Origin of the sequence: Aquipseudomonas ullengensis (genome assembly GCF_014174475.1) — a bacterium.
Taxonomy (GTDB): Bacteria; Pseudomonadota; Gammaproteobacteria; order Pseudomonadales; family Pseudomonadaceae; genus Aquipseudomonas; species Aquipseudomonas ullengensis.
The window spans coordinates 1-23,767 of record NZ_JACJUD010000007.1 but is presented as its reverse complement, the minus strand read 5'-3'; the positions used below and the strand labels follow the sequence as shown (position 1 = coordinate 23,767).

At 62.6% G+C, this 23,767-nt stretch carries 20 protein-coding genes; 18 read left to right on the top strand and 2 right to left on the bottom strand.

Features of this window, described 5'->3' with window-relative positions:
• Positions 1-139 precede the first annotated feature (139 nt).
• The gene (gene efp / locus H3H51_RS18480) at positions 140-715 is read right to left on the bottom strand and encodes an elongation factor P (RefSeq protein ID WP_173207365.1); all 576 of its coding nucleotides are present in this window, start codon (positions 713-715) and stop codon (positions 140-142) included.
• 34 nt (positions 716-749) lie between these two features.
• Entirely contained in the window at positions 750-1,895 is a 1,146-nt protein-coding gene (gene earP / locus H3H51_RS18475) for an elongation factor P maturation arginine rhamnosyltransferase EarP (protein WP_183090554.1), read from the bottom strand.
• Positions 1,896-2,349: 454 nt separating this feature from the next.
• Here earP and H3H51_RS18470 point away from each other — a divergent pair, with 454 nt between their 5' ends.
• The 18 genes from H3H51_RS18470 (at position 2,350) to H3H51_RS18385 (ending at position 22,847) form a co-directional block, all read left to right on the top strand.
• Positions 2,350-3,255 carry a transporter gene (locus H3H51_RS18470; protein ID WP_183090553.1) on the top strand — a complete coding sequence of 302 codons (906 nt, stop codon included), beginning with the start codon at positions 2,350-2,352 and terminating at the stop codon, positions 3,253-3,255.
• Positions 3,256-3,347: 92 nt separating this feature from the next.
• Positions 3,348-4,328, top strand: coding sequence for an AAA family ATPase (locus tag H3H51_RS18465; protein ID WP_183090552.1), 981 nt, complete (start codon positions 3,348-3,350; stop codon positions 4,326-4,328).
• An 11-nt stretch (positions 4,329-4,339) separates the two neighbouring features.
• Positions 4,340-5,278, top strand: coding sequence for a DUF58 domain-containing protein (locus H3H51_RS18460; RefSeq protein WP_235981427.1), 939 nt, complete (start codon positions 4,340-4,342; stop codon positions 5,276-5,278).
• Entirely contained in the window at positions 5,275-5,769 is a 495-nt protein-coding gene (locus tag H3H51_RS18455; RefSeq protein WP_183090550.1) for a DUF4381 domain-containing protein, read from the top strand. Before H3H51_RS18460 ends, H3H51_RS18455 begins: the two co-directional genes overlap by 4 nt.
• Positions 5,756-6,757 carry a vWA domain-containing protein gene (locus tag H3H51_RS18450; protein ID WP_183090549.1) on the top strand — a complete coding sequence of 334 codons (1,002 nt, stop codon included), beginning with the start codon at positions 5,756-5,758 and terminating at the stop codon, positions 6,755-6,757. Before H3H51_RS18455 ends, H3H51_RS18450 begins: the two co-directional genes overlap by 14 nt.
• A gap of 1 nt (position 6,758) precedes the next feature.
• Positions 6,759-8,351, top strand: a complete 1,593-nt coding sequence (locus H3H51_RS18445; protein WP_183090548.1) for a VWA domain-containing protein — start codon at positions 6,759-6,761, stop codon at positions 8,349-8,351.
• Complete coding sequence (locus tag H3H51_RS18440; protein WP_183090547.1) at positions 8,348-9,688, top strand: BatD family protein; 1,341 nt, start codon at positions 8,348-8,350, stop codon at positions 9,686-9,688. Before H3H51_RS18445 ends, H3H51_RS18440 begins: the two co-directional genes overlap by 4 nt.
• Entirely contained in the window at positions 9,685-10,695 is a 1,011-nt protein-coding gene (locus H3H51_RS18435) for an HAD family hydrolase (protein ID WP_183090546.1), read from the top strand. The genes H3H51_RS18440 and H3H51_RS18435 overlap by 4 nt, the downstream gene beginning before the upstream one ends.
• A 161-nt stretch (positions 10,696-10,856) precedes the next feature.
• Positions 10,857-12,434, top strand: a complete 1,578-nt coding sequence (locus H3H51_RS18430) for an arylsulfatase (RefSeq protein ID WP_183090545.1) — start codon at positions 10,857-10,859, stop codon at positions 12,432-12,434.
• Between the two features lie 106 nt (positions 12,435-12,540).
• Positions 12,541-15,078, top strand: a complete 2,538-nt coding sequence (locus tag H3H51_RS18425) for a fused MFS/spermidine synthase (protein WP_183090544.1) — start codon at positions 12,541-12,543, stop codon at positions 15,076-15,078.
• 181 nt (positions 15,079-15,259) lie between these two features.
• The gene (locus H3H51_RS18420; protein ID WP_183090543.1) at positions 15,260-16,207 is read left to right on the top strand and encodes a GlxA family transcriptional regulator; all 948 of its coding nucleotides are present in this window, start codon (positions 15,260-15,262) and stop codon (positions 16,205-16,207) included.
• Between the two features lie 391 nt (positions 16,208-16,598).
• Entirely contained in the window at positions 16,599-17,615 is a 1,017-nt protein-coding gene (locus tag H3H51_RS18415) for an alpha/beta hydrolase (protein ID WP_407926520.1), read from the top strand.
• 67 nt (positions 17,616-17,682) lie between these two features.
• Complete coding sequence (locus tag H3H51_RS18410) at positions 17,683-18,222, top strand: antibiotic biosynthesis monooxygenase (RefSeq protein ID WP_183090541.1); 540 nt, start codon at positions 17,683-17,685, stop codon at positions 18,220-18,222.
• Positions 18,223-18,237: 15 nt separating this feature from the next.
• On the top strand, positions 18,238-20,217 hold the full coding sequence (locus H3H51_RS18405) for an amidohydrolase (RefSeq protein ID WP_407926519.1): 1,980 nt from the start codon (positions 18,238-18,240) through the stop codon (positions 20,215-20,217).
• Between the two features lie 40 nt (positions 20,218-20,257).
• Positions 20,258-20,872, top strand: coding sequence for an isochorismate family cysteine hydrolase YcaC (gene ycaC / locus H3H51_RS18400; RefSeq protein ID WP_183090540.1), 615 nt, complete (start codon positions 20,258-20,260; stop codon positions 20,870-20,872).
• Between the two features lie 458 nt (positions 20,873-21,330).
• On the top strand, positions 21,331-21,717 hold the full coding sequence (locus H3H51_RS18395) for a hypothetical protein (RefSeq protein WP_183090539.1): 387 nt from the start codon (positions 21,331-21,333) through the stop codon (positions 21,715-21,717).
• Positions 21,718-21,805: 88 nt separating this feature from the next.
• Positions 21,806-22,273: a hypothetical protein gene (locus H3H51_RS18390; protein ID WP_183090538.1), complete on the top strand. Its 468-nt coding sequence runs from the start codon at positions 21,806-21,808 to the stop codon at positions 22,271-22,273.
• 76 nt (positions 22,274-22,349) lie between these two features.
• Positions 22,350-22,847, top strand: coding sequence for a hypothetical protein (locus H3H51_RS18385; RefSeq protein WP_183090537.1), 498 nt, complete (start codon positions 22,350-22,352; stop codon positions 22,845-22,847).
• Positions 22,848-23,767 lie beyond the last annotated feature (920 nt).

Genomic DNA, 23,767 nt, shown 5'->3' with positions numbered 1-23,767 from the left:
GCCTGTTTTACGATTTTCTGAATTAGCGCCAGACAAGGCAAAAACGACCGAGGAAGCGGAGTTTACGAGCTGTAAATGAGCATTCCGAGGTCGTTTTTAACGCCGGCAGGCCGACAGTCAGGAAATCGTAATCAGGTTCTTAAGCCTGCGGCGCCTGGGTACGGCCCTTGTAGGAACCGTCGCGGGTGTCGATCTCGATCCAGTCGTCGATGTTGCAGAAGTCTGCAACCTTGACTTCGGTACCGTTGCTCAGCTTGGCCGGCTTCATCACTTTGCCGGAGGTGTCGCCACGGGCGGAGCCTTCGGTGTAGGTGATCTGGCGAACGATGGTGGTCGGCAGGTCAACGGAGATCACTTTGCCTTCGAAGAACACGGCTTCGCAAATGTCGGTCATGCCTTCTTCGATGAACGGCAGAACGCTTTCCAGGTCTTCTTCGCGCAGTTCGTAGGAGTTGAACTCCGGGTCCATGAACACGTAATCAGTGCCGCTGATGTAGGACAGGGTCACTTCCTTGCGCTCAAGGATCACCGGCTCCATCTTGTCGTCGGCCTTGTAAACGGTCTCGGTCTTCGAGCCGTTGATCAGGTTCTTCAGCTTCATTTTGACGATGGCGCTGTTACGACCGGACTTGGTGAACTCGGCTTTCTGGATCAGCCAAGGTTGACCGTCGATCAGGGCCACACTGTTGGGCTTCATTTCTTGTGCGGTTTTCATACGAATATCCGGATTTTGATGGAGGTACGAATTTCTAAGCCGCGCATGATAGCCAATTTCGATAAAACTGTGCCAGCGCCGCAGCAAGATCAGGACGAGAGGCCTGCTGCAGACACCAGCGTTCACTATGCGCCAGCAGTTCGGGCCAGACGTTCTGCACCGCCAGCCAGCGTTCAGCCATGTCCTCGCCCGCATTCCAGGCCCGCCACAAACTGCCCAATGCGGCATCCGCCGGCGCCGACAAACCGTGACGGTACAACGTCAAGAACGCCTCGAGCTTGTCCCAGTGCGCCTGCTCGTCCTGCTCGTAGATGTGCCAGAGCAACGGCCGCCCGGCCCACTGCGCCCGCACGAAGGAATCCTCGCCGCGCACGGCGTTGAAATCGCAACTCCACAACAACAGGTCGTAGTCTTCCTGGCGCACGAACGGCAGCAGGTGAATCTGCAGGTTGCCGCGTTGCCGGCTGTCGCCCGGCTGCAAACCCTGCTCGCCCAGCCAGGCCTGCACGTCGCCAAGAATGCGCCCTTGTGGCACCAGCAACTGGGTCGGCACGCTAGCCGCCGCCAGCACCTCCAGCCAACTGGCCAGCCCCGGATTCTCATAGGTGAACAGCGAGATCAGGCGCGCACCGCTGACCAGCGGCACACCCAGCCCGGCGAGAAACGCCTGGCGAGCCTGGGGCTCGGCCTGAAAGGCCTGGCGCCTCGCCAGCAGATCCGCCTCACGCAACAGGCCGCCGGCCTCGGCGGTGAAGCCGGGAAAGAAGAAGAACTTCTGCAACCCGCCCGCCTGTGGCGACGGCAGCCCGTGGCAGCCACCCACCCAGTCTTCGGCGCTGAGGTATTCCAGGTTCAGCCAGAGCGGCTTCTGTGCGCGGGCCGCCATCGCCGCGATGAACGCGGCCGGTAGATGGCAGGCGAACGCCTCGATCACCACATCGCCCGGTTCCATCACCTGCCCGTCTTGCGGCCAGTGGCAGACCTCCACACCCTGCAGCCACTGCTGGGGCACGGCCACATCCGTTTCCGGGCACAGGCGCAGCAAGGCGGCGGGTTCATCCACCCACAGGCGCACGGCGACGCCCTGCTCGGCCACCAGTTGCCGTGCCAGACGCCAGGTCACGCCGATATCACCGTAGTTATCCACCACGGTGCAGAAGATGTCCCAACGGGCGCTCATGGCCGAATCCCTCACTCGCAATCGGCGCACCTTAAGGGCTTGCCCGGCTCAGGGAAAGCCCCTGCGCCACGCGCCCACCCACGCCCGCTCAGCGCGAACGGGGCACGCAGCCAATCTGGCAGGCATACGCAAGCGAATGGCAAGCAGCCGTCTGCTTCCGCGCCGCAGCACACGGCTAACCGCCATGCCCTTGCCTGCCTGGCGGCAATTCCCTGCCAGCCTATTCAGTGGCACCTTTATTTCGATTAGTTCATAAAAAGGATTTTCAGGCTCCGAAACTGGCTATAAAGTCAGGTAATGCTACTTTCAATCTGCAAGAATGCCCCCCTGAAAGAGCCGAGCTAAAGCCATCAGGAAGGCATGCACAGATGTCGTTCTGCCAGCACTCGTAGCGCGAATGGCAGCAGACCGAAATGCTGCATCGCGACTAAATAAGCCAAGGAAGAAGTCGGAAATGAACGCTACTCGAGCCATTCGCGCGGTCGTGTTGGCCAGCACCCTGCCCCTTTCTCTGCATGCCCTGGGCGACAACGCCCGCGACTGGCAGAACACCCCGGTCGACATGAACTTCGTGTTCGGCTACTGGAACCTGATGGATTCCAACACCCCCATCGACGGCGCCCTCCCGGTGGATGGTCTGTCGCTGGATGCCAACATCTACATCCTGCGCCTGGCCCGCAGCTTCGACCTGGGCGGCAGGAACGCCGCCTTCCAGCTGCTGATCCCCTATGCCGAGGGCGACGCAAAGCTGGATAACGCGCTGCTGTTCACCGACGACAAACACGGCAGCGGCATGGGTGATGTGACGGCAGTGTTCGCCAGCAATATCTTCGGCGGGCCGGCGGTAACCAAGGAAGAGTTCTCCAGCTGGCAGCCGGAAACCTTTCTCTCCTATGCCTTGTATGTGACGGCACCGACCGGTGACTACGACAAGGACCAACTGATCAACATCGGCGCCAACCGCTGGTCGGTGAAGCCGGAAATCGCCTTCGGCACGCCGTTCGGCCCGACCTGGCTGGAGCTCAACGCCTACGCCTCGTTCTACACCGACAACGACGACTACATCGGCAACAACAAGCTCGAGCAGCGCCCGCTGGGCACCCTCGAAGCGCACTACAGCTACACGGTGAACCGCGCCCTGTGGGTGTCGCTGGATGGCGCCTATGCCAAGGGCGGCGAAACCAAGGTCAACGGCAGCGCCCAGGACAACGAGCAGGAGAACAAGACCCTCGGCGCCAGCCTAGGCTTCATGTTGTCGCCCCACTTTGGCGGGCTGGTGGCCTACACCGACAGCTACGAGCCACAAAGCGATGCGGCCGACAGCAATGTCTGGACCGTGCGCATGCAGTACGTCTGGTAAGCCAAGGAAAGGCCCGCGATGTACAACCGGACAAGCCCGGCCATCGACCATTCCAGTCACTCCCACCTTCATGTTCCGACGAGAGTTTGCCCATGAGCGTTCGTAACGAGATCACCGCCCTGCAGGCCGCCATCAGCCAATCGGTGCTGGGCCAGGACCACGTCATCCGCCAGGTCCTGCTGGGCCTGCTGGCCAACGGTCATATGCTGCTGGAAAGCCTTCCCGGCCTGGCCAAGACCCGCACGGTCAAGGCCTTGGCCCGGCACCTGGATACCAAGATGAGCCGTATCCAGTTCACTCCCGACCTGCTGCCCTCGGACATCACCGGCGCCGAGGTGCTGCACCAGGTCAACGGGCAGAACGAGATCCGCTTCCAGCCCGGCCCGCTGTTCGGCAACCTGATCCTCGCCGACGAGATCAACCGCGCCCCGGCCAAGGTCCAGGCCGCGCTGCTCGAAGCCATGGAAGAACGGCAGATCACCGTGGCCGGCACCAGCCATAAGATGCCCGAGCTGTTCATCGTGCTGGCCACGCAAAACCCCATCGAACAGGAAGGCACCTACCCGCTGCCCGAAGCGCAGATGGACCGTTTCCTGATGAAGGTACTGCTCGACTACCCGCAGCCTGCCGACGAGAGTCAGGTGCTGCGCCTGCTGCGGGACGAGGAACAGGCACTCGGCGCCGGCACTGCCGCTGCCCAGCCGTTCACCCTGGCCCAGGAGGTGATCTTCGCCGCACGCAAGGAGGTCAGCGCCGTGCAGGTGGCGCCGGCCATCGACAGCTACCTGATCGACCTGATCAACGCCACCCGCCACCCGGCCGACTACGACGCCGACCTCGCCCGCTGGATCGCCATCGGCGCCAGCCCGCGTGGCGGCATCGGCCTCGACCGTGCGGCACGGGCGCATGCCTGGTTGCAGGGCCAGGACTTCGTCTCGCCGGACGATGTGCGCGCCGTCCTGCACCCAGTGCTGCGCCACCGCCTGCAACTGAGCTACGACGCAGTGGCCGACGGCATCAGCGCCGACCAGGTGCTCGATCGCCTGCTCGACAAAGTAGCCATCCCGGCCTGATGGAGCGGCCCATGCGCGAAGCCGACGGGTTCGTCTACGCCTCCCTGCCCCAGCTCATGGCGTTGGAGTTCAAGGCGCGTGGCCTGAGCTTTCTCGCCCGCCAGCGCCTGTCGAGCATCCTCGCCGGCAACCATGCCTCGCGCCTGCGCGGCCGTGGTTTGAACTTCGAGGAGCTGCGCCGCTACCAGCCGGGCGACGACCTGCGTCACCTCGACTGGCGCGCCTCGCTGCGCATGGGCAAGCCTTTCGTGCGCGCCTTCACCGAGGAGCGCGACCGCCCGGCGCTGATTCTGGTGGACCAGCGCATGGCGATGTTCTTCGGCTCCACGCGCAGCTTCAAATCGGTCAGTGCCGCCGAAATCGGCGCCCTCGCCGCCTGGATGGTGTTCCAGGCGGGCGACCGGGTTGGCGGGCTGGTATTCAACGACAGCCGCATCGACAGCATCGCCCCGCTGCGCAGCCGCACGCGCATCCAGGCGCTGTGCGCGCGCATGGTCGAACACAACCAGCAGCTCAGCGCCGGCAACCCCGATACGGAAGCCGAAGATCAGCTGGACCAGGCGCTGCAACGAGCCCTGGCGCTGGCCAGCCACGATCACCTGATCTGCATCGTCAGCGACTTCGCCGGTGCCGGCCCGCGCACCCTGCAGCTGCTGCGCCAGCTGGCGCGGCACAATGACGTGATCGCCATGCAGGTCTACGACCCGCTGGCCCTGCAATTGCCGGACAGCGGCCGGCTGATGATCACCCAGGGCGAACTGCAGGTCGAACTGGCCGTTGAGCGCAAGCAGGTGCGCCAGCCCCTGGGCGATTTCCTCAGCGGACGCCTCAAGGATGTCGCCACCCTGCTGCGGCGCAGCCAGGTTCCGCTGATGATGTTCAGTACCGGTGAAGACTGCGTGCAACAGATGCGCCGCGAACTGGGCCGCCTGAGCGGGGCCAGCCGATGAGCGCACCGAGCATCGAGCAACTGCAGGAACTGGCCCTGCCCGCACCGGTCAGCTACCTGCCACAGACCTGGGGCTGGTTGGCCGTGCTGCTGCTCGCGCTGTTCGCCCTGGGCCTTTGGGGCGCCCTGCGCTACCGCCGCTGGCGCCAGGATCGCTATCGCCGCGAAGCCCTCGCCCGCCTGGCTGAACTGGAACAGGCGCTGGCCGACGCCGAGCAACGCCTGCCAGCCCTGCGCGAACTGCCCGAGCTGCTCAAGCGCGTGGCCCTGTCGATGCCCGGCCAGCCGGACGTGGCAACCCTGGATGGCGAACGCTGGCAGGCCTTCCTCGCCCGCCACAGCGCGCAGCCATTGCCCGACGATTTCAGCCGGCAGCTGGCGAGCCTCGCCTATGCGCCGGAAAGCCAGTTGCGCGCCCTGCCCACCGAGCAGGCCGCCCAACTGCTGATCCAGTGCCGACACTGGGTGGAGCGTCATCATGTGGCAGCTTGATTACCCCTGGCTGTTGCTCCTGCTGCCGCTGCCGTGGCTGGGTTATCGCTACCTGGCGGATTACCGTGAGGCACGCAGCGCCGTGCGCGTGCCCTTCTTCGCCGCCATGAGCCGCGCCATCGGCCAGACACCCAGCCAGGCCGGTGTGCGCGGCAGCCGCTGGCAACTGCTGCTCAACCTGCTCGTCTGGGCCCTGCTGGTCGGCGCCGCCACGCGCCCGGTGTGGGTGGAAAAACCCATCGAGCACGAGCAGCCGGTGCGCGACCTGATGCTCGCCATCGACATTTCGCAGTCCATGCAGACCACCGACTACAGCAATGCCACCGGGCAGCGGGTTGATCGCCTCAGCGCGGTCAAGGACGTGGTCAAGGACTTCATCGCGCGGCGCAAGGACGACCGCATCGGCCTGATCGTCTTCGGCACCGGCGCCTTCCCCCAGGCCCCGCTGACCCTCGACCATGCCAGCCTGAACATCCTCCTCGATGAAGTCGGCATCGGCATGGCCGGCCCCAACACCGCCATCGGCGACGCCATCGGCCTGACCATCAAGCTGCTCGACGCCGCTCAGGAACAGGACAAGGTGCTGATCCTGCTCACCGACGGCAACGACACCAGCAGCGCCATTACCCCCAAACACGCCGCTGCCATGGCCGCCGGCAAGGGCATCGTCATCCACACCATCGGCATCGGCGACCCCAGCGCCAGCGGTGAAGCCAAGGTCGACCTGGCCAGCCTGCAACAGATCGCCAAGGCCACCGGCGGGCATTTCTTCCGCGCCGACGACCGCAACAGCCTCGACCAGGTGTACGCCACCCTGGACCGCATCACCCCGCATAAGGTGAAGAAGCTCAGCCACCAGCCCAAGCGCGACCTGTTCTGGATGCCGCTCGGCGCCGCCATCGGCCTGCTCGCCCTGTACCAGTTACTGGCCCTGTTCGGCGCACGCATCACCAGCCCTGGCACCCCTGCCAGCACACAGGAGGGCTGAGATGGATATCGACCTCAGCGCCTTCCACTTCCTGCGCCCACTGTGGCTGCTGCTGATTCCCCTGGGCGCGCTGCTGCCCCTGCTCTGGCGGCGCAACCAGGACCTTGAGCGGCGCCTGCAGGGGCGTATCGCCAAACACCTGCTGCGCCACCTGCTGCTCACTCCGCAGGACAACCAGTGCATCCGCCCGATGCACCTGGCCGCCTCCCTGCTAGTTATTGGCGGGTTGGCTGCCGCCGGGCCCACCTGGCAGCAGGACCGTCCGCCCTTCCTGGAGAACCGCGCGCCGCTGATTCTTGCCCTCGACCTGTCACCGTCGATGGATGCCAGCGATGTTCCACCGAGTCGCCTGGAAGCCGCCCGACACAAGCTGCACGACCTGATCCAGCGCCGCGCCGGTGCCCGCACCGCGCTTATCGCCTATGCCGGCAGTGCCCACCTGGTGCTGCCGGCCACCGATGACCCGGTGCTGCTCGACAGCTTCCTCCAGGCCCTCTCCAGCGACCTGATCGAGCGCCCCGGCAAGAACGTAGTGGCGGTGATCGAACAGGCCAAGCACCTGCTCGCGGCCGAACAGGTACCCGGCACCCTGGTGCTGGTCAGCGATGGTGCCGACACCACGCAACTCGACGAGGTGAAAAAGCAGCTCGCAGACAGCAACCTGCAGGTGCTGATCCTCGCCGTGGGCAGCCAGGATGGTGGTGTCTTGCATGACGCCCACGGCCAGCCCCGAACCGATAGCAACGGCCGGCCGCTGCTCGGCAGCTTCGACCAGAAGGGCCTGCAGCAACTGGCCGACGCCACCGATGCGCCGCTGGGCAGCCTGACCCTGGACGGCGATGACCTCGACTGGATCGAACTGCACGCGCAGAAGCACTTCCAGGACGCCAACGACCAGCAACGCGAAATCCACTGGAAGGACGCCGGTTACTGGCTGGTCTGGCCGCTGCTGTTGATCGCCTTCTTCTGCGTGCGCCGTGGCTGGAGCGTGAACTGGAGCGCCGCCGTGCTGCTGACGCTCGGCTTTGGCTTGCAACCCGCACCGGCCCAGGCCGGTGTACTGGCCGATGCCTTCTTCAGTGCCGACCAGCAAGGGCGCTGGGCGTTCGAGCACGGCCATTACCCGCAGGCCGCCGCTCACTTTCATGATCCCTACTGGAAAGGCATCGCGGCCTACCAGGCGGCCGACTACGACCTGGCCCTGGAAAGCTTCGCCCGCCTCGACACCCCGCAGGCGTACTTCTACCTGGGCAACATCTATACCCGCCGCTTCAAGTTCGACCAGGCCATTGCCGCCTACCGCCAGGCCCTGAAGCTACAGGCGCAGTTCCCCGAGGCCACGGCCAACCTGGCCCTGGCCATCGCCCTGCAGAAAGACACCCAAGATGCTGCGGAGAAAGCGCCCGACGTCAAACCCGATGAAATCAAGTTCGACAACAAACCCGGCAAGGGCAAGAGCGCGCCGGTGCAAACCCAGCAAGCCGCTTCGGACGCGCTATGGCTGAACAACCTGAGTACCTCGCCGGCACAGTTCCTCAAGCGCAAATTCAGCCTGCAGGATGCCGCTCGCCCAGCCACCGGGAGCCAGCCATGAAACCCCTGCTGCTAGCCCTGCTCGGCCTGCTGGCCTTCGACGCCCGCGCCGAACAACCCGAGGTGCGGATAGAAACCAGCCTCGTGCCCGACAGCACGGTGATGGTCGGCGGTACGCTGCGCCTGCAGGTGGATGTGCTGGTCGACACCTGGTTCACCGCTGCACCACAACTGCCCGACCTGCACATTCCCGGCGCGGTGGTGACCCCACCTGGCGGCGAGGCCGAGAAGCTGAACGAAAAACGCGACGGCAAGACCTTCTTCGGCCTGCGCTACAGCTACCTGATCAGCCCCAGCCAGGTTCAGGACTACCGCATTCCGGCCCTGCCGATCCAGGCCACCCCAGGGCCAGGCAACACGACCGTGGCGGTTCTCAGCCAACCGCTCAGTTTCAGCGCACAGCAACCGCCAGGCTTCGCCGCCAACGAGACTGTGTTGGTGGCCGATGACGTGACCTTCACCCAGCAGATTGCCTATTCCGCCACGCCGCTCAAGGTCGGCGACAGCATCACCCGCACCCTCAAGCTCGAAGCCGCCGGTGCGCAGAGCATGCTGCTGCCGGCGCCGGCACTGGAGGACATCGACGGGCTCAAACGCTACCCGCGCGCACCGTTGGTCAGCAACATCGACAATGGCCGCGGCACGGTCAGCGGCGGCCAGCGCAGTGACAGCGTGGTCTACATCGTCGAACAGGCCGGGCATTACCGCCTGCCGGCCATCGAGCTGAAATACTGGAACAGCCAAACCAGCCAGGCACAAACAGTCAGCGCGCCGGCGGTGGACTTCACCGCGGCGGCCAACAGCACCTACAAAGCGCCCTTCTCCATTGCTGCCGACCTGCAGGCCCTCGGCCAGCAAAGCCGCCTGCACCTGTCCCGGCACTGGCTGGGCCTCACCTGCCTGCTGGTGCTGGCGGTGCTTCTGTTGTATTTCGCCCGGCCGCTCTGGGCGCGCGGCTACAGCGCCTGGGGTCGCTGGCAGGCAAGGCGTCAGGCCGCCTGGCTGGCCTCGGCGGAATACGCCTGGCGCCAGATCCCGGCGCAACTGGCTGGCCAATCGCCACGTCTCGACGCGCTCTACCTCTGGGCTCGACGCAGCAGCGGCAAAACCCAATTGCGATCCGTTTTCAGTCATGGCCCGCTGGCCGAACGGCTGCTAGCCTTTCTACGCATGCGTTATGGGACTAACGTTCCAAGCCAGGACACCCTGCTTGACTTGCGCAAAGCGCTGCCGCAACTGCACAGCCAGGTCAGCCAGGGAACCCAGGCAGCAACAGCGCCCCATGCTCTGCAACCGCTCAATCCACGTCAGCCCACCACCGCTAAGGACTGCCCATGACGCCTCCCTCTTCACTCCGCTCTCTTCGCTGGTTTGGCCTGGTTCTGCTGTGGCCCTTGCTGCTACAGGCAGCAGAGCCGCTGCCATCGTGGAATGACGGCCCATCGAAGAAGGCCATTGTCAGCTTCGTCGAGGCAGTCACCACCCAGGGTTCCAAGGATTACGTCGCCCCCGCCGAGCGCATCGCCGTGTTCGATAACGATGGCACCCTGTGGAGCGAGCAGCCGATGTACTTCCAGGTGCTGTTCGCCCTCGACGAGGTCAAGCGCCTGGCCCCCGAGCATCCCGAGTGGAAGGAACAGCAACCGTTCAAGGCCGTGCTCGAGGGCGATATGAAGACAGTCGCCGCCGGTGGCATGGAGGGGCTGATGAAAATTGTCGGCGCCACCCACACCGGTATCAGCACCGAAGCCTTCACTGCCAACGCCGAAGCCTGGCTGGCCAAGACCAAGCACCCGAAAAGCGCCAAACCCTTCACCGAGATGGTGTTCCAGCCGATGCTGGAACTGCTCGACTACCTGCGCGCCAATGGCTTCAAGCCCTACATCGTCTCCGGTGGCGAAGTGGTGTTCATGCGCGCCTTCGCCGAAGAGGTCTATGGCATTCCGCCAGAGCAGGTGATCGGTACCACATTTGTCACCCAGTACCAGTACAACGACGGCAAGCCGCAGATCCTGCGCATGCCGAAACTCGCCCATAACGACGACGGCCCCGGCAAGCCGGAAACCATTGACAGCGTCATCGGTCGCCGGCCGATCCTCGCCTTCGGCAACTCCGACGGCGACCTGCAGATGCTGCAGTGGACGGCTGGCGGCAGCGGCAAACGCTTCATGGGCCTGGTCCATCACACCGACGCCAAGCGCGAATGGGCCTACGACCGCCAATCGAGCATCGGCAAGCTGGACAAGGCGCTGGATGAAGCCAAGGCCAAGAACTGGACCGTCGTCGACATGGCAAGCGAGTGGAACCGGGTCTACCCCTACGACACCGCTGCAACCGGGCAATAGAAACAACGCAACAACCAGAGAGGCAAACCGCAAAAAAACCGAAAGTAGTCAAACGTCACGCTCCATTGCCCGCCAAGGCTCTGGGGCGAACAAAGGAAGTATTCGGTGCACATTATTGGTCGCCTGATCGCGGCCCAAGACAGTGAAATGGAGGCAACACAATGACGCGCGTACGCAAATGGCTCCCGAGAATGGCCTTACTGGCCGTCTCGGTCATGGGGCTCTCGGCCACCGCCGGTGCAGCAGATAAACCCAACATCCTGGTGATCTTCGGCGACGATATCGGCCAGACCAACATCAGCGCCTACGGCAAAGGCGTGGTCGGCTACCAGACGCCGAACATCGACCGCATCGCCAAAGAAGGCATGCTGTTCACCGATTACTACGCGGAGAATAGCTGCACCGCCGGTCGCTCGACCTTCATCACTGGCCAGGCAACCCTGCGCACCGGCCTGTCGAAAGTTGGCATGCCGGGCGTTCCCGTCGGCCTGCAGGCCCGCGATGTCACCATCGCCCAGGCACTGAAGGCCGAAGGCTATGCCACCGGGCAGTTCGGCAAGAACCACCTGGGTGACCGCGACGAATACCTGCCGACAGCCCACGGCTTCGACGAATTCTTCGGCAACCTCTACCACCTCAACGCCGAAGAAGAACCGGAACGTGCGAACTGGCCGAAGGACGACAAATCCTTCGTCAAAGCCAGCTCGCCACGCGGGGTGATCCACAGCTTCGCCGACGGCAAGATCGAGGACACCGGCGCGCTGACCAAGAAGCGCATGGAAACCATCGACGACGAAACCACCGCCGCCGCCCAGGAATTCATCAAGAAGCAGGCTTCGGCCGACAAGCCGTTCTTCGTCTGGATGAACACCACGCGCATGCACGCTTTCACCCACGTGCGTGATTCGATGAAAGGCCAGAGCGGCATGCCCGACAACGAGTACGCCGACGGTATGATCGAGCACGACGGTGACGTCGGCAAATTGCTGAAGACCATTGATGATCTGAAGCTCGCCGACAACACCATCATCATCTACACCACCGACAACGGCCCGAACCAGTGGTCCTGGCCAGACGCAGCCACCACCCCGTTCCGCAACGAGAAGAACTCCAACTGGGAAGGCGCTTTCCGCGTACCGGCGATGATTCGCTGGCCCGGTAAGATCAAGCCGGACACGATCTCCACCGAGATGTTCTCCGGCCTGGACTGGTTCCCGACCCTGCTCGCCGCAGTGGGTGACACCGATATCAAGGAGCGCCTGCTCAAGGGCACCGAGATCGGTGGCAAGAACTTCAAGGTGCACCTGGACGGTTACAACCAGCTCGACTACCTGACCGGCAAAGCACCGAAAAGCGCACGCGAGGAGTTCTACTACTTCAGCGACGACGGTGACCTGGTTTCCATGCGCTACAGAGACTGGAAGTTCGTCTTCTGCGAACAACGTGCTCCGGGCGGCATGACCGTATGGAGCGAGCCTTTCACCTGCCTGCGGGTACCGAAAATCTTCAACCTGCGCATGGACCCCTACGAGCGGGCTGACGTGGTGTCCGACCAGTACTACGACTGGCTGGCCAAAAACGACTTCCTGATCTTCCAGGGCGTGTCGAAATCTGCCGCCTTCCTGCAGACCTTCGTCGACTACCCACCGAGCCAGCGTCCGGCGAGCTTCAGCATCGACCAGGTACGTGCCGATGTGGACAAGAAGATCGAAGCGAAAATGAAGCAACAAGCGCAATAAACCCTAGCGTTACTGCAATAGCCACCTGCCCGCTCCGGGCAGGTGGTTCCCTCGGTTCCACGGCCATCAGAGGGCCGTCACTTCACTCTGATAAGGTTTCTGTTCGATGTCCTCCGCCAGCCGTACTTCACGCCGTGCCACTGCGTCCGTGAGCGTTCACGACGTGCCTCAGGAACGAACTCTATCCAGCCTGATTCCCGCGTTACTGCTGTGCATCTCCGGCTGCGCCGCGCTGATTTACCAGGTGCTGTGGATCAAACAACTGTCTCTGGTCGTGGGCGTCGAAGTCTTCGCCATCACCACCGGTGTCAGCTCCTTTTTCGCTGGCCTCGCCTTGGGCGGGCTGGTCTTCGGTCGCTGGGCGGACAAACTCGCCCGACCGGTATTGCTCTACGCCGTGCTGGAACTGCTAGTCGCAGCCCTCGGCATCGCCACCACCCTGGCACTGGGCCAGGCAGCCAGCCCCTTTGCCTGGCTGGAACAACGCATCGGCCTGCTGGCCTGGGCCCTGCCCTTCATCCTGGTCGGCCTGCCGGCCTTTCTCATGGGCGGCACCCTGCCGGTGCTGATCCGCGCCCTCGCCCCGCAAGCCGGCCGCCTGGGCCGCGCGGGTGGTGGCCTGTATGCGGCCAACACCGCCGGCGCCATCGTCGGCACCCTGCTTGCCGCCTTTGTCCTGATTCCGCTGCTGGGCGTGCGCGGCAGCGCCTTTGCCGCCGCCGCGCTCAACCTGCTGGCCGCTGGCGCCGCCCTTGGCTTCCAGCGCACACGCAGCAGCCCCGCCGAACCTGCAGAGCAGGGCAAATCGCAGACGGCCCAGGCGCGCCTGGCCATCGTCCTGTACTCCATCGCCGGCGGCGTCGCCCTGGGCTACGAAGTGGTGTGGACGCAGTCCATCGTGCAGTTCATGAGCACCCGCACCTTCGCCTTCTCCGTGGTGCTGGCCACCTACCTGGCCGGCCTGGTGCTGGGCAGCGCCCTCTATGCGCGCCGCGCCGACCGTATCCGCGACCCGTGGGGCACTTTTGCCGTGCTGATCAGCGCCGCCGGGCTGCTGGCCTTGCTGGAAATCGCCGGCCTCGGTCGCTGGGTGATCTACCTGCAAACCCAGCTCGAAGCCACCGTGACCGCCTTGGGCGGCAGCGACCTGGCCGGCATGTGCGCACGCTTCGCCGTCGCCGCGCTGAGCGTGGTGTTCCTGCCCACCCTACTGCTCGGCGCCGCCTTCCCCCTGGCCCTGCGCCTGGCGGTAGACAGTGGCCACGTCGGCCGCGATGTCGGGGCCGTGGTGGCGCTCAACACCCTAGGCGGCATCGTCGGGGTCATGCTCACCGGCTTTGTACTGATCCCCCTGCTCGGCCTGGTGCATACCCTGGCGCTGCTGGCCGTGATCGCCGCGCTGATTGGTGTGGTCGCCGTCACGCGCGGCCAGCATGTCAAGAAAGGCACGCGCCAGACGGTAATTGCCCTTGGTCTGATTACCCTGCTGGCGGCCTGGCTGATCCCGGCGGATCGCCTGGCCAAGCTGCTGCCCGGCGCCCACGAGAATGCCACCGTGTTCTACGAGGAAGGTCGTGGCGGTACCGTCGCGGTAGTCACCCAGGGCAACCCGCCCAAACAGTTCAATCGCCTGTATATCCAGGGTGTATCCAACACCGGCGACGCCATGCCCTCGCTGCGCTACATGCGCCTGCAGGCCCTGCTGCCGCTGCTGATCCATCGCGGCGAGCCGCGCTCGGCACTGGTCATCGGCTTCGGCACCGGCATCACCGCCGGCGCGCTGCTGCGTTACCCGCAACTGGAACACCGCGTCGTCGCCGAACTGCTGCCCGCCGTGGTCCGCGCCGCGCCGCTGTTCAAGGGCAACTACGCGGTGGCCAGCGATCCGCAGATGGACATCCGCCTGCGTGATGGCCGCCAGGAGCTGCTGCGCAGCGAACAGCAGTACGACCTGATCACCCTGGAACCGCCGCCCCCTTCCGCCGTCGGCGTGGTCAACCTGTACTCCAGCGACTTCTACCGCCTGACCGCCCGCCGCCTGCAGGACAACGGCCTGGTCGCCCAGTGGCTGCCGCTGCCCACGCAGAACCAGGAAGAAAGCCGCTCGCTGGTGCGCAGCTTCCTCGATGTATTCCCCCACGCGACGCTGTGGACCAGCGAGTTCCACGAGATGCTGCTGGTCGGTTCGCTGCAGCCCATCGAACTGGACGCTGCGCAGATCGACGCGCGCTTCCGCCAGCCTGAGGTCAGCGAAACCCTGCGCGAAGTCGGCGTGGTTTCCGCCCCGGCCCTGCTGGCGACCTGGATCACCGACCGCGCCGGGCTGGAACGCTTCGCCGGCGATGCCCCGGCGGTGACCGACGACCAGCCGCGCATCGAATACGCACCCTGGGTCCGCGCCAAGGAAATCACCCGCGTGCTGCCTGCCCTGCTCGACCTGCGCACGCCACCGCCGCTGCGCAACGCCGACGCGGCAGTGGTCAGCGCGGTAGAAAATCACTGGCTGCGCCTGCGCCGCTTCTACGGCGTGAGCCTGCACGCCTACGCCGGCGAACGCGAAGCCTGGGCGCGGGACATGCGCGACGTAGCCCGCGAGGATGGCAACAACCCCTACTACCGCTGGTTCCTCGGCTCGGGGCAGTGAGCCTAGGGCAACCTCAAGCCGTTGCTGGCGACGCGCCTGCCGATGTCATCCAAGGCCCGGCAGGGCCGCCAACCCGGAGCGCGTGATACAGCCATGCAACGGCTCTAGAACGCAACTTCCAAGGCCAATGCGCGGTTGCTAACCTAGTACCGATCCCGCTAAATAAGTTGCTGAAAAGCCCATGAAAACCGTCGCCATCCTGTTGTTCCCGGACGTTCTCATGCTCGATGTGGCCGGGCCGATCGAAGTCTTCTCGGTCGCCAACCGCTACCTGCCTGCCGCCGAGCACTACCAGATCAGCGCCATCGGTACGCAGCCGTCCGTACGCGCCTCCAACGGCATTACCCTGCAGACCGACACCCTGCTCGACAGCGCTGCCGAGGCCTACGACCTGCTCCTGATACCCGGCGGCCCCGGCGCCTACAACGGCGATCACAGTGCCTTGCTGCCCTGGCTGCGCAACACCACGCAACGCTCGCGACGCTATGGCTCGATCTGCACCGGGGCGTTCATCCTCGGCCAAGCCGGCCTGCTCGACGGGCATCACGTCACCACCCACTGGAACTACACCGAACGGCTGGCACGGGACTTCCCCCAGACCACGGTCGAAACCGACCAGATCTACCTCAAGGACCACAACCTGATCACCTCCGGCGGGGTCACGGCGGGCATCGACCTGGCCCTGTCGGTACTCGCCGACGACCACGGCAAGAAGCTCGCCCTCGACGTGGCAAAAGTGCTGCTGGTGGTGATGAAGCGCCAGGGCGGGCAGGCGCAGTTCAGCCCGCTGCTGGCCGAAGTGGCCAAGGAAGGCTCGCCCATCGTGCGGGTACAGAACTATGTGCTCGAACATATCGAGGAAGAATTCAGCATCGAGCGCCTGGCCAGCATGGCGGCCATGAGCGCCCGCCACTTCGCCCGCACCTTCGTCCGTGAGGTGAACATGACGCCGCTGGAGTTCGTGAAGAGTGCACGGGTCGACCGCGCCCGCAGCCTGCTGGAAACCAGCGACCTGCCGCTGAAGACCGTGGCCTATCGCAGTGGCTTCGGCAGCACCCGCAACATGCGCTTGCTGTTCAGCGACAAGCTAGGCCTTACCCCCGCCCAATACCGCAGCCAGTTCGGCTGATCGGTCGTTGCACCCGCAGGCTGTTGCGCAACGGCCTGCTGCCTCCCTGTCCGTATTGGGCACCCTGATGGCCGTAACCCGCCTCGCCAAATGATTGTCGTTCCTATCCCAGCGCGGATGATAGGAGCCACAGGTTCAGGCAGGGAAACGCACCCGCAAAAATCGCCGACTAACACGCGATTCAAGCCAAGCCGCTAGCACCACAGCGCCCCTCCGTAACCCGTGAAAACCCTCTGCAAGCCACGCCGCGCGTGGCCTTGCAAAGCTGCAAAGTACCCGTGCAAGGCTGTCTATTCCGCTCCTGCAGTTCTGCGGCAAAGATGGAGTCGTACTTCGAACACAGGCCCTGGCGCCACTGACCTCTCCCTCGAAAACGTTAAGGATGAACACCATGAAACTGCAGAAAACCTTGCTCACCGCCGCACTGACTTTCTCCATCGCCAACGCCTTCGCCGCCGGTAGCCCGGGTGTCGAACAGGACACCCAGGCCTTCCTCGAAGCCCTGGCCGCCGGTGGTGGCAAACCGCTCGAGCAGATGACACCGAAAGAAGCCCGCGCCGTTCTGGTCGGCGCCCAGGCGTCGGTCAAGGTCGACCTCTCCGGGACCGAAGTCAGCGAGAAAACCATCCAGGCCGATGGCCAGTCGATCCAGCTGACCATCGTTCGCCCCGAAGGCGTCAAAGGTGAACTGCCGGTGTTCATGTTCTTCCACGGCGGTGGCTGGGTGCTCGGCGACTACCCGACCCATGCCCGCCTGATCCACGACCTGGTGGTGAACTCCGGTGCGGTTGCGGTCTACGTCGACTACACCCCGTCGCCGGAAGCCCACTACCCCACCGCGATCAACCAGGCCTACGCCGCAACCCAGTGGGTGGCCAAGAACGGCAAGCAGATCAACGTCGACTCCTCTCGCCTGGCGGTAGCCGGCAACAGCGTCGGCGGCAACATGGCGGCGGCAGTAGCCCTCAAAGCCAATGCTGCCGGTACGCCGAAGATCAAGTTCCAGGCGCTGCTGTGGCCGGTGACCGATGCCAACCTGGAAACCGTGTCCTACAACACCTTCGCCCAGGGGCACTTCCTGACCAAGCCGCTGATGAAGTGGTTCTGGGACAACTACACCACCGACGACAAGCAACGCAGCGAGATCTACGCCTCGCCGCTGCAAGCCACTGCCGCGCAGCTCAAGGGTCTACCGCCTACGCTGATCCAGACCGCCGAGTTCGACGTGCTGCGTGACGAAGGCGAAGCCTACGGCCGCAAGCTGGATGCTGCCGGTGTGGAAGTCACCTCGACGCGCTACAACGGGATGATCCACGACTTCGGCCTGCTCAACCCGCTGGCCCACATCGCCGGCGCCCGCTCGGCCATGGTGCAGGCCGGTGCAGAGCTGAAGAAGCACCTGCAGTAAGTCCTGGCCATCCACGCCAGCCACAGACTGGGCGGGAGTTCGCTCCCGCCCCACCGCCGAGGATGCTATGGACGAGAATGATGTGGTCACGCTGGTCGTACGCCACCAGCCCAAACCTGGTGAGGAGTCCAGCTACGAAAGCTGGCTACGGCGCATCACCCGGATCGCCGCGGGTTATCCCGGCCACCTGGGGGTCAACGTGATCCGCGATGGTCGCCACTTTGTCTGCGTGCTGCGTTTCAGCAGCACGCCGCTGCTGCAGGCCTGGCTAGACTCCGCTGAACGCCAACAACTGATCGAGGAAGTCACCCCGCTGCTGGTCGAGAGCGAGCAGACCGAGGTCGATGTCGGCCGCGAGTTCTGGTTCACCCCAACCCCCTCTACCCCGCCGCTGCGCTGGAAGCAGGCCTGCATCACCTTTCTGGTGATCCTGCCGTTGAGCCTGTTGGTGCCGCACCTCTGGCAGCCCCTGTTCACCCTGGTGCCCTGGCTGGGCGGTTATCTGCCGAGCAATGTCCTCATCACCCTGAGCATCGTGCTGCTGGTCGTGTACCTGTTCATGCCTCGGGTCACCGCCTTGTTCGCCCACTGGCTGAATGCCCGCTGAACACCGGAGAAACAGATGAACAACGACGATACCGACCGTAGCCGCCGCAAGTTCCTCGCCACCAGCTCTGTGCTCGGTGCCGCCGGCGCCTTGTGGTCCGCCCTACCTTTTGCCGGCACCACCGGCAGCACATACGCCAGTACGTTGGGGAGCGACATGAAAGCCGATCTGATCCTGTTCAATGGCCGCCTGCACACCGTCGACCGCGAGAAGCCCACGGCCACCGCCGTGGCGATCAAGGATGGGCGCTTCCTCGCCGTCGGCAGCGATGCCGAAGCCATGGCCCTGCGCGGCAGCGCTACCCAGGTCATCGACCTGCACAAGCGCACGGTGATCCCCGGTCTCAACGACTCGCACCTGCACCTGATCCGTGGCGGCCTCAACTACAACCTGGAGCTGCGCTGGGAAGGCGTGCCGTCGCTGGCCGACGCCCTGCGCATGCTCAAGGAGCAAGCCGACCGCACGCCCACCCCGCAGTGGGTACGGGTGGTCGGCGGCTGGAACGAATTCCAGTTCGCCGAGAAGCGCCTGCCCACCCTCGACGAGCTGAACAAGGCCGCGCCCGACACCCCGGTGTTCGTCCTCCACCTGTACGACCGCGCCCTGCTCAACCGCGCTGCGCTGCGCGTGGTTGGCTACACCAAGGACACGCCCAACCCGCCTGGCGGCGAGATCGTCCGCGATGCCAACGGTGAACCCACCGGCATGCTGGTGGCGCGACCCAACGCGTTGATCCTCTACGCGACCCTGAGCAAGGGGCCGAAGCTGCCGCTGGAATACCAGGTCAACTCGACCCGCCAGTTCATGCGCGAGCTCAACCGCCTGGGCGTGACCAGCGCCATCGACGCCGGTGGCGGCTACCAGAACTACCCGGACGACTACCAGGTGATCGAGCAACTGGCCAAGGACGACCAGCTGAGCATCCGCATCGCGTACAACCTGTTCACCCAGAAGCCCAAGGAAGAACTCGACGACTTCAAACGCTGGACCGGCTCGGTGCAGTACGGCCAGGGCAACGACTTCTTCCGCCACAACGGCGCCGGCGAAATGCTGGTGTTCTCCGCCGCCGACTTCGAGGACTTCCTCGAACCGCGCCCGGACCTCGCACCGACCATGGAAAGCGACCTGGAGCCGGTGGTACGCCACCTGGTCGAGCAACGCTGGCCGTTCCGTCTGCACGCCACTTATGACGAATCCATCTCGCGGATGCTCGACGTGTTCGAGAAGGTCAACCGCGACATCCCCTTCAACGGCCTGCCGTGGTTCTTCGACCACGCCGAAACCATCACGCCGAAGAACATCGAGCGGGTGCGCGCCCTCGGCGGCGGCATCGCCATCCAGGACCGCATGGCCTTCCAGGGCGAATATTTCGTCGACCGCTACGGCAAACAGGCCGCCGAGAAGACCCCGCCAATCCAGCGCATGCTCGCCGAAGGCGTGCCAGTCGGCGCCGGTACCGACGCCACCCGCGTGTCCAGCTACAACCCCTGGACCTCGCTGTACTGGATGGTCAGCGGGCGCACCGTCGGCGGCCTGGAGCTGTACCCGCAAGGCCTACCGCGCGCCACCGCGCTGGAGCTGTTCACCCATGGCAGCGCCTGGTTCTCCAGCGAGCAGGGTAAGAAGGGGCAGATCAAGGTCGGCCAGCTGGCCGATCTGGTCGCTCTGTCGGCGGACTTCTTCAGCGTTGAAGAAGAAGCCATCAAATGGATCGAGTCGGTGCTCACCGTGGTCGGCGGCAAGGTGGTCTACGCCAGCGGCGACTTCGACAAGCTGGCCCCGCCCGCCGTGCCGGTAATGCCCGACTGGTCCCCAGTGGCCAAGGTGCCCGGCCACTGGCGCCCGACTTCGCCACTGATAGCGCAAGTGCACCAATGCGCCGGCGCCTGCGCGGTGCACTCACACAGCCACGAACGGGCTCGCCTGTCGTCGGTACCGATCAGCGACTTCCAGGGTTTCTGGGGCGCGTTCGGCTGCTCCTGCTTCGCCTTCTGAAACAGTGCTTCAGCGTTTTACCACCCACGAGGACATCGACATGAGCAAGAAATACAACCGCCTGGACAAGGACAATGCCGTGGTACTGCTGGTCGACCATCAGGCCGGCCTGCTCTCACTGGTGCGCGACTTCAGCCCCGACGAGTTCAAGAACAACGTGCTGGCCCTGGCCGACATCGCCAAGTTCTTCAACCTGCCGACCATCCTCACCACCAGCTTCGAAACCGGCCCCAACGGCCCGATCGTGCCGGAACTCAAAGCCATGTTCCCGGACGCGCCCTACATCCCCCGCCCCGGCCAGATCAACGCCTGGGACAACGAGGACTTCGTCAAGGCGATCAAGGCCACAGGGCGCAAGCAACTGATCATCGCCGGCGTGGTCACTGACGTATGCGTGGCCTTCCCGACCCTGTCAGCCATCGAAGAAGGCTTCGACGTCTTCGTCGTCACCGACGCCTCGGGCACCTTCAACCCCGTGGTGCGCGACGCCGCCCTCAACCGCATGAGCCAGGCCGGCGCGCAACTGATGAACTGGTTCAGCGTGGGCTGCGAACTGCACCGCGACTGGCGCAACGACATCGAAGGCTTCGGCGGCATCCTCGGCGGCCACCTGCCCGCCTACGCCAACCTGATCCAGAGCTACAGCCAGAAGTAATCCCCACACCGGCCACGCCTTGCGCGTGGCCGGTGTATTCAGACCGTGTTTACGCGTCATTCAATAAAAGCCGCCAACCAGTGCCCACTGCGAATCAAACGGCGAGCCAACTGAATATGCACACCAACCCCGCAATAACGCAGCCAACCCTCGCCGCCCGAACGACACTTGCTGCCCTCTCCCCTGTCTTAGCTATCCACAGCAAGTAAGTGCCCCGACACTTCGTTCATACACCCGCTAGACATCCCCCGCGCCTATCCGTAATTTCTCAGGCAATGGTGCGCGACTCGCTCAGCACCCTGGTCTTGTCCAATGTCGCTTTTTGTCCTGCTCATGTCGGGTTTGCCGCGTGGTCAGGCATGAGAATCAAGAGCTTGGCACGTGACAAGGAACGTTATGCGACACAAGTGTCGGTAAACATCACCCCCACATGTGTCGCCTACTTATAGTTAGGCATTATGAGAAAACAGTACCACCTCAGAAACAGCAACAAAGGGCTTCAGGCCTGGGATGTTGATAATCTAATTTGCCTCACAAAAGACCTAGAGGTTACTGAGCATTTACTAAATAACATACGTGAATTAGATGAGCCCTACTGGTATAGCTTGGAAGGTGAGAAACCAACCTGCAAATCCATTGCAGATCACATCCGTCTAATTGAAGCTACTGACCTTTCCTATCCAATAATTCTCTGCCCTGACGGGCGAGTGATGGACGGTATGCACCGAGTGGTAAAAGCTTTTTTAGAGGGGCGTAAATTCTTACTTGCATATCGTCTGCCAGTTTTGCCAGAACCAGATTATGTGGGGGTTGATCCAGATGACCTGCCTTATGAAGAAGCCTAACAAATGGTTCAAATCGTTCGCTTCGCTCACTGGGACGGGCTAAAGCCCGCCCCTTAACCAAACGTTAGAAGGCAATTTGGAGATAGTGATGTTTGAACTTGCCCTTGCCGTCCTCAGTGTACTTCTAGGCTTCGGACTTCACGCTGCTTATGAAAGCGCCAAAGGAAAAAGGAGCAACAAGAACATTTCAACAGTCCTTTTACGTGAAATCCGCTCAAATATAGAGTCTTTAACGGCTGAGCTTTCTATCATCACGCAGGCCTCAGCAGAAAATATGCCGAGCTTCATTGAGCCACTGGGCATCCAGGAAATCGCTGACCGCATAAAATCAGCTGTATCAACAGAATCATTCAACATGTGCCGCCTAGAAATACCCTCATTAGGCTCAACCAAAGCAGAGGCCATCTTCAATTTCTATGAGTCTGCGCGCGAGCTACCGAAAACAATTCAAGAAATCGAACGCTGGGCCGGAAACATTCGTCATGGCCTCTTCGAAGATCTAATTGGCCACTTAATAGAAAAGGCAAAAACAGCAGAGAAGTGTGTTGCCTTCTAACAACTGGTTCAAGTCGTTCGCTTCGCTCACTCGGGACCGGCTAAAGCCGGCCCCTTAACCAAACGTTAGAGGCCGTATGGATAACGGGGAAGCCTTCAAGGAAATATGCGCCCATTACGGTGCCGCTATGTACTTTGCTCAAGTTCTTGAGCACGGCATAGCTAATGCCCTTATATTTGTTGATCTAATTCCTAGAACAAATGGGAAATGGACTCCAGAGGAATATGACACTTACTTCGAGCGCAGCTTTGAGAAAACGCTTGGTAATTTAATAAAGCACCTGAAATCAGTCACAGACATTCCAGACACCCTAATTGCACTACTAGAAGACTCTAAAAATAAAAGAGCATTTCTTGCACACCATTTCTTTCGCGAACGAACAGATGCCTTGCATAGGCATGAGTATGACGAAATTATCCAAGAGCTAGAAAGCACAAGATTATTCTTTGAAGCCACTGATAAAGAACTGCAAAATTTTGTAGAGCCATTAATGCAACGCTATGGATTTACAGATGAAGAAATGGAAAAAGCATTAGCAGGCTACAAGGAGCATATCGGTGCAACCTCTAACTAGTGGTTCAAGTCGTTCGCTGCGCTCACTCGGGACGGGCTAAAGCCCGCCCCTTAGCCAAACGTTAGAAACCTGCAGGAATTTATGCGGACAACTCTCGAAAAAATCGCCCTCGCCGCAGGACTGTTAAGCGCATTAATAGCTGCCATTGGGCCAGCCTTGATAACGCCTCAATTTCGCGCAGTGTTTGAGGGTTTTAATTCTGAGTTACCCACACTGACCACCTTCTTTATTTACTACCATCATGCGCTATGGCTACTACCGATAGCTGTTATTTACTCCTGGTATAAATGGCCATTACCCAAGCATGGCGCACTCTCCTCATGCTTAATTGGTGTTCTTGGTTTAGCTTTAGTTTTTTCAGTGGGCGTTGTCGCTGTGTACTTACCAATACTCAATCAGGGAGCTGGCGCGTGACGGCTTCTAACAATGCGCTCAAATCGCTCGTTTCACTCGCTGGGACCGGCAAAGCCGGCCCCTTAGCTTAATCGTTAGGCGCAAGGGCAATATTGGTTATTCAACACCGAGCCAGGAAACATAATCACCGCATCGTCGCGGTGCTCCTGAATCGAATGGTTGCTTGGTAGTTGAGGCCGTCATTTGTGGTCAGCAAAGGAGTTGCTTTCAAAAAATGTGCACATCACAAATAACTTTCCGGGCCAATTCCGACACGCCGTGCGCACCGCCGGTTAAGCTCGGCGCTGGCATCATTTCCGGTGTCCGACTGGGCAATCTAACAATTGGCTCAAGTCGTTCGCTTCGCTCACTCGGGACCGGCGAAGCCGGCCCCTTAGCCAAACGTTAGGTTACAGAAGGAGTATTTTCGTGAGCCTCACAAGTTTCTTTGAGAAAATTGGCGCACCACTTAAGAACTCCCGCTGGTCTTGGGGTGGCGTTCGTAAGGACGGAACTGTAATCCTTCG

What these genes read in the sequence shown, in the direction of transcription:
- H3H51_RS18385 (WP_183090537.1), top strand. Translation starts at nt 22,350, where the DNA reads ATGGATAACGGGGAAGCCTTCAAGGAAATATGCGCCCATTACGGTGCC.
- H3H51_RS18440 (WP_183090547.1), top strand. Translation starts at nt 8,348, where the DNA reads ATGAAACCCCTGCTGCTAGCCCTGCTCGGCCTGCTGGCCTTCGACGCC.
- H3H51_RS18445 (WP_183090548.1), top strand. Translation starts at nt 6,759, where the DNA reads ATGGATATCGACCTCAGCGCCTTCCACTTCCTGCGCCCACTGTGGCTG.
- H3H51_RS18465 (WP_183090552.1), top strand. Translation starts at nt 3,348, where the DNA reads ATGAGCGTTCGTAACGAGATCACCGCCCTGCAGGCCGCCATCAGCCAA.
- H3H51_RS18470 (WP_183090553.1), top strand. Translation starts at nt 2,350, where the DNA reads ATGAACGCTACTCGAGCCATTCGCGCGGTCGTGTTGGCCAGCACCCTG.
- ycaC (WP_183090540.1), top strand. Translation starts at nt 20,258, where the DNA reads ATGAGCAAGAAATACAACCGCCTGGACAAGGACAATGCCGTGGTACTG.
- H3H51_RS18395 (WP_183090539.1), top strand. Translation starts at nt 21,331, where the DNA reads ATGAGAAAACAGTACCACCTCAGAAACAGCAACAAAGGGCTTCAGGCC.
- H3H51_RS18415 (WP_407926520.1), top strand. Translation starts at nt 16,599, where the DNA reads ATGAAACTGCAGAAAACCTTGCTCACCGCCGCACTGACTTTCTCCATC.
- H3H51_RS18390 (WP_183090538.1), top strand. Translation starts at nt 21,806, where the DNA reads ATGTTTGAACTTGCCCTTGCCGTCCTCAGTGTACTTCTAGGCTTCGGA.
- H3H51_RS18435 (WP_183090546.1), top strand. Translation starts at nt 9,685, where the DNA reads ATGACGCCTCCCTCTTCACTCCGCTCTCTTCGCTGGTTTGGCCTGGTT.
- H3H51_RS18420 (WP_183090543.1), top strand. Translation starts at nt 15,260, where the DNA reads ATGAAAACCGTCGCCATCCTGTTGTTCCCGGACGTTCTCATGCTCGAT.
- H3H51_RS18425 (WP_183090544.1), top strand. Translation starts at nt 12,541, where the DNA reads ATGTCCTCCGCCAGCCGTACTTCACGCCGTGCCACTGCGTCCGTGAGC.
- H3H51_RS18455 (WP_183090550.1), top strand. Translation starts at nt 5,275, where the DNA reads ATGAGCGCACCGAGCATCGAGCAACTGCAGGAACTGGCCCTGCCCGCA.
- earP (WP_183090554.1), bottom strand. Translation starts at nt 1,895, where the DNA reads ATGAGCGCCCGTTGGGACATCTTCTGCACCGTGGTGGATAACTACGGT.
- H3H51_RS18460 (WP_235981427.1), top strand. Translation starts at nt 4,340, where the DNA reads ATGCGCGAAGCCGACGGGTTCGTCTACGCCTCCCTGCCCCAGCTCATG.
- H3H51_RS18410 (WP_183090541.1), top strand. Translation starts at nt 17,683, where the DNA reads ATGGACGAGAATGATGTGGTCACGCTGGTCGTACGCCACCAGCCCAAA.
- H3H51_RS18430 (WP_183090545.1), top strand. Translation starts at nt 10,857, where the DNA reads ATGACGCGCGTACGCAAATGGCTCCCGAGAATGGCCTTACTGGCCGTC.
- H3H51_RS18450 (WP_183090549.1), top strand. Translation starts at nt 5,756, where the DNA reads ATGTGGCAGCTTGATTACCCCTGGCTGTTGCTCCTGCTGCCGCTGCCG.
- efp (WP_173207365.1), bottom strand. Translation starts at nt 715, where the DNA reads ATGAAAACCGCACAAGAAATGAAGCCCAACAGTGTGGCCCTGATCGAC.
- H3H51_RS18405 (WP_407926519.1), top strand. Translation starts at nt 18,238, where the DNA reads ATGAACAACGACGATACCGACCGTAGCCGCCGCAAGTTCCTCGCCACC.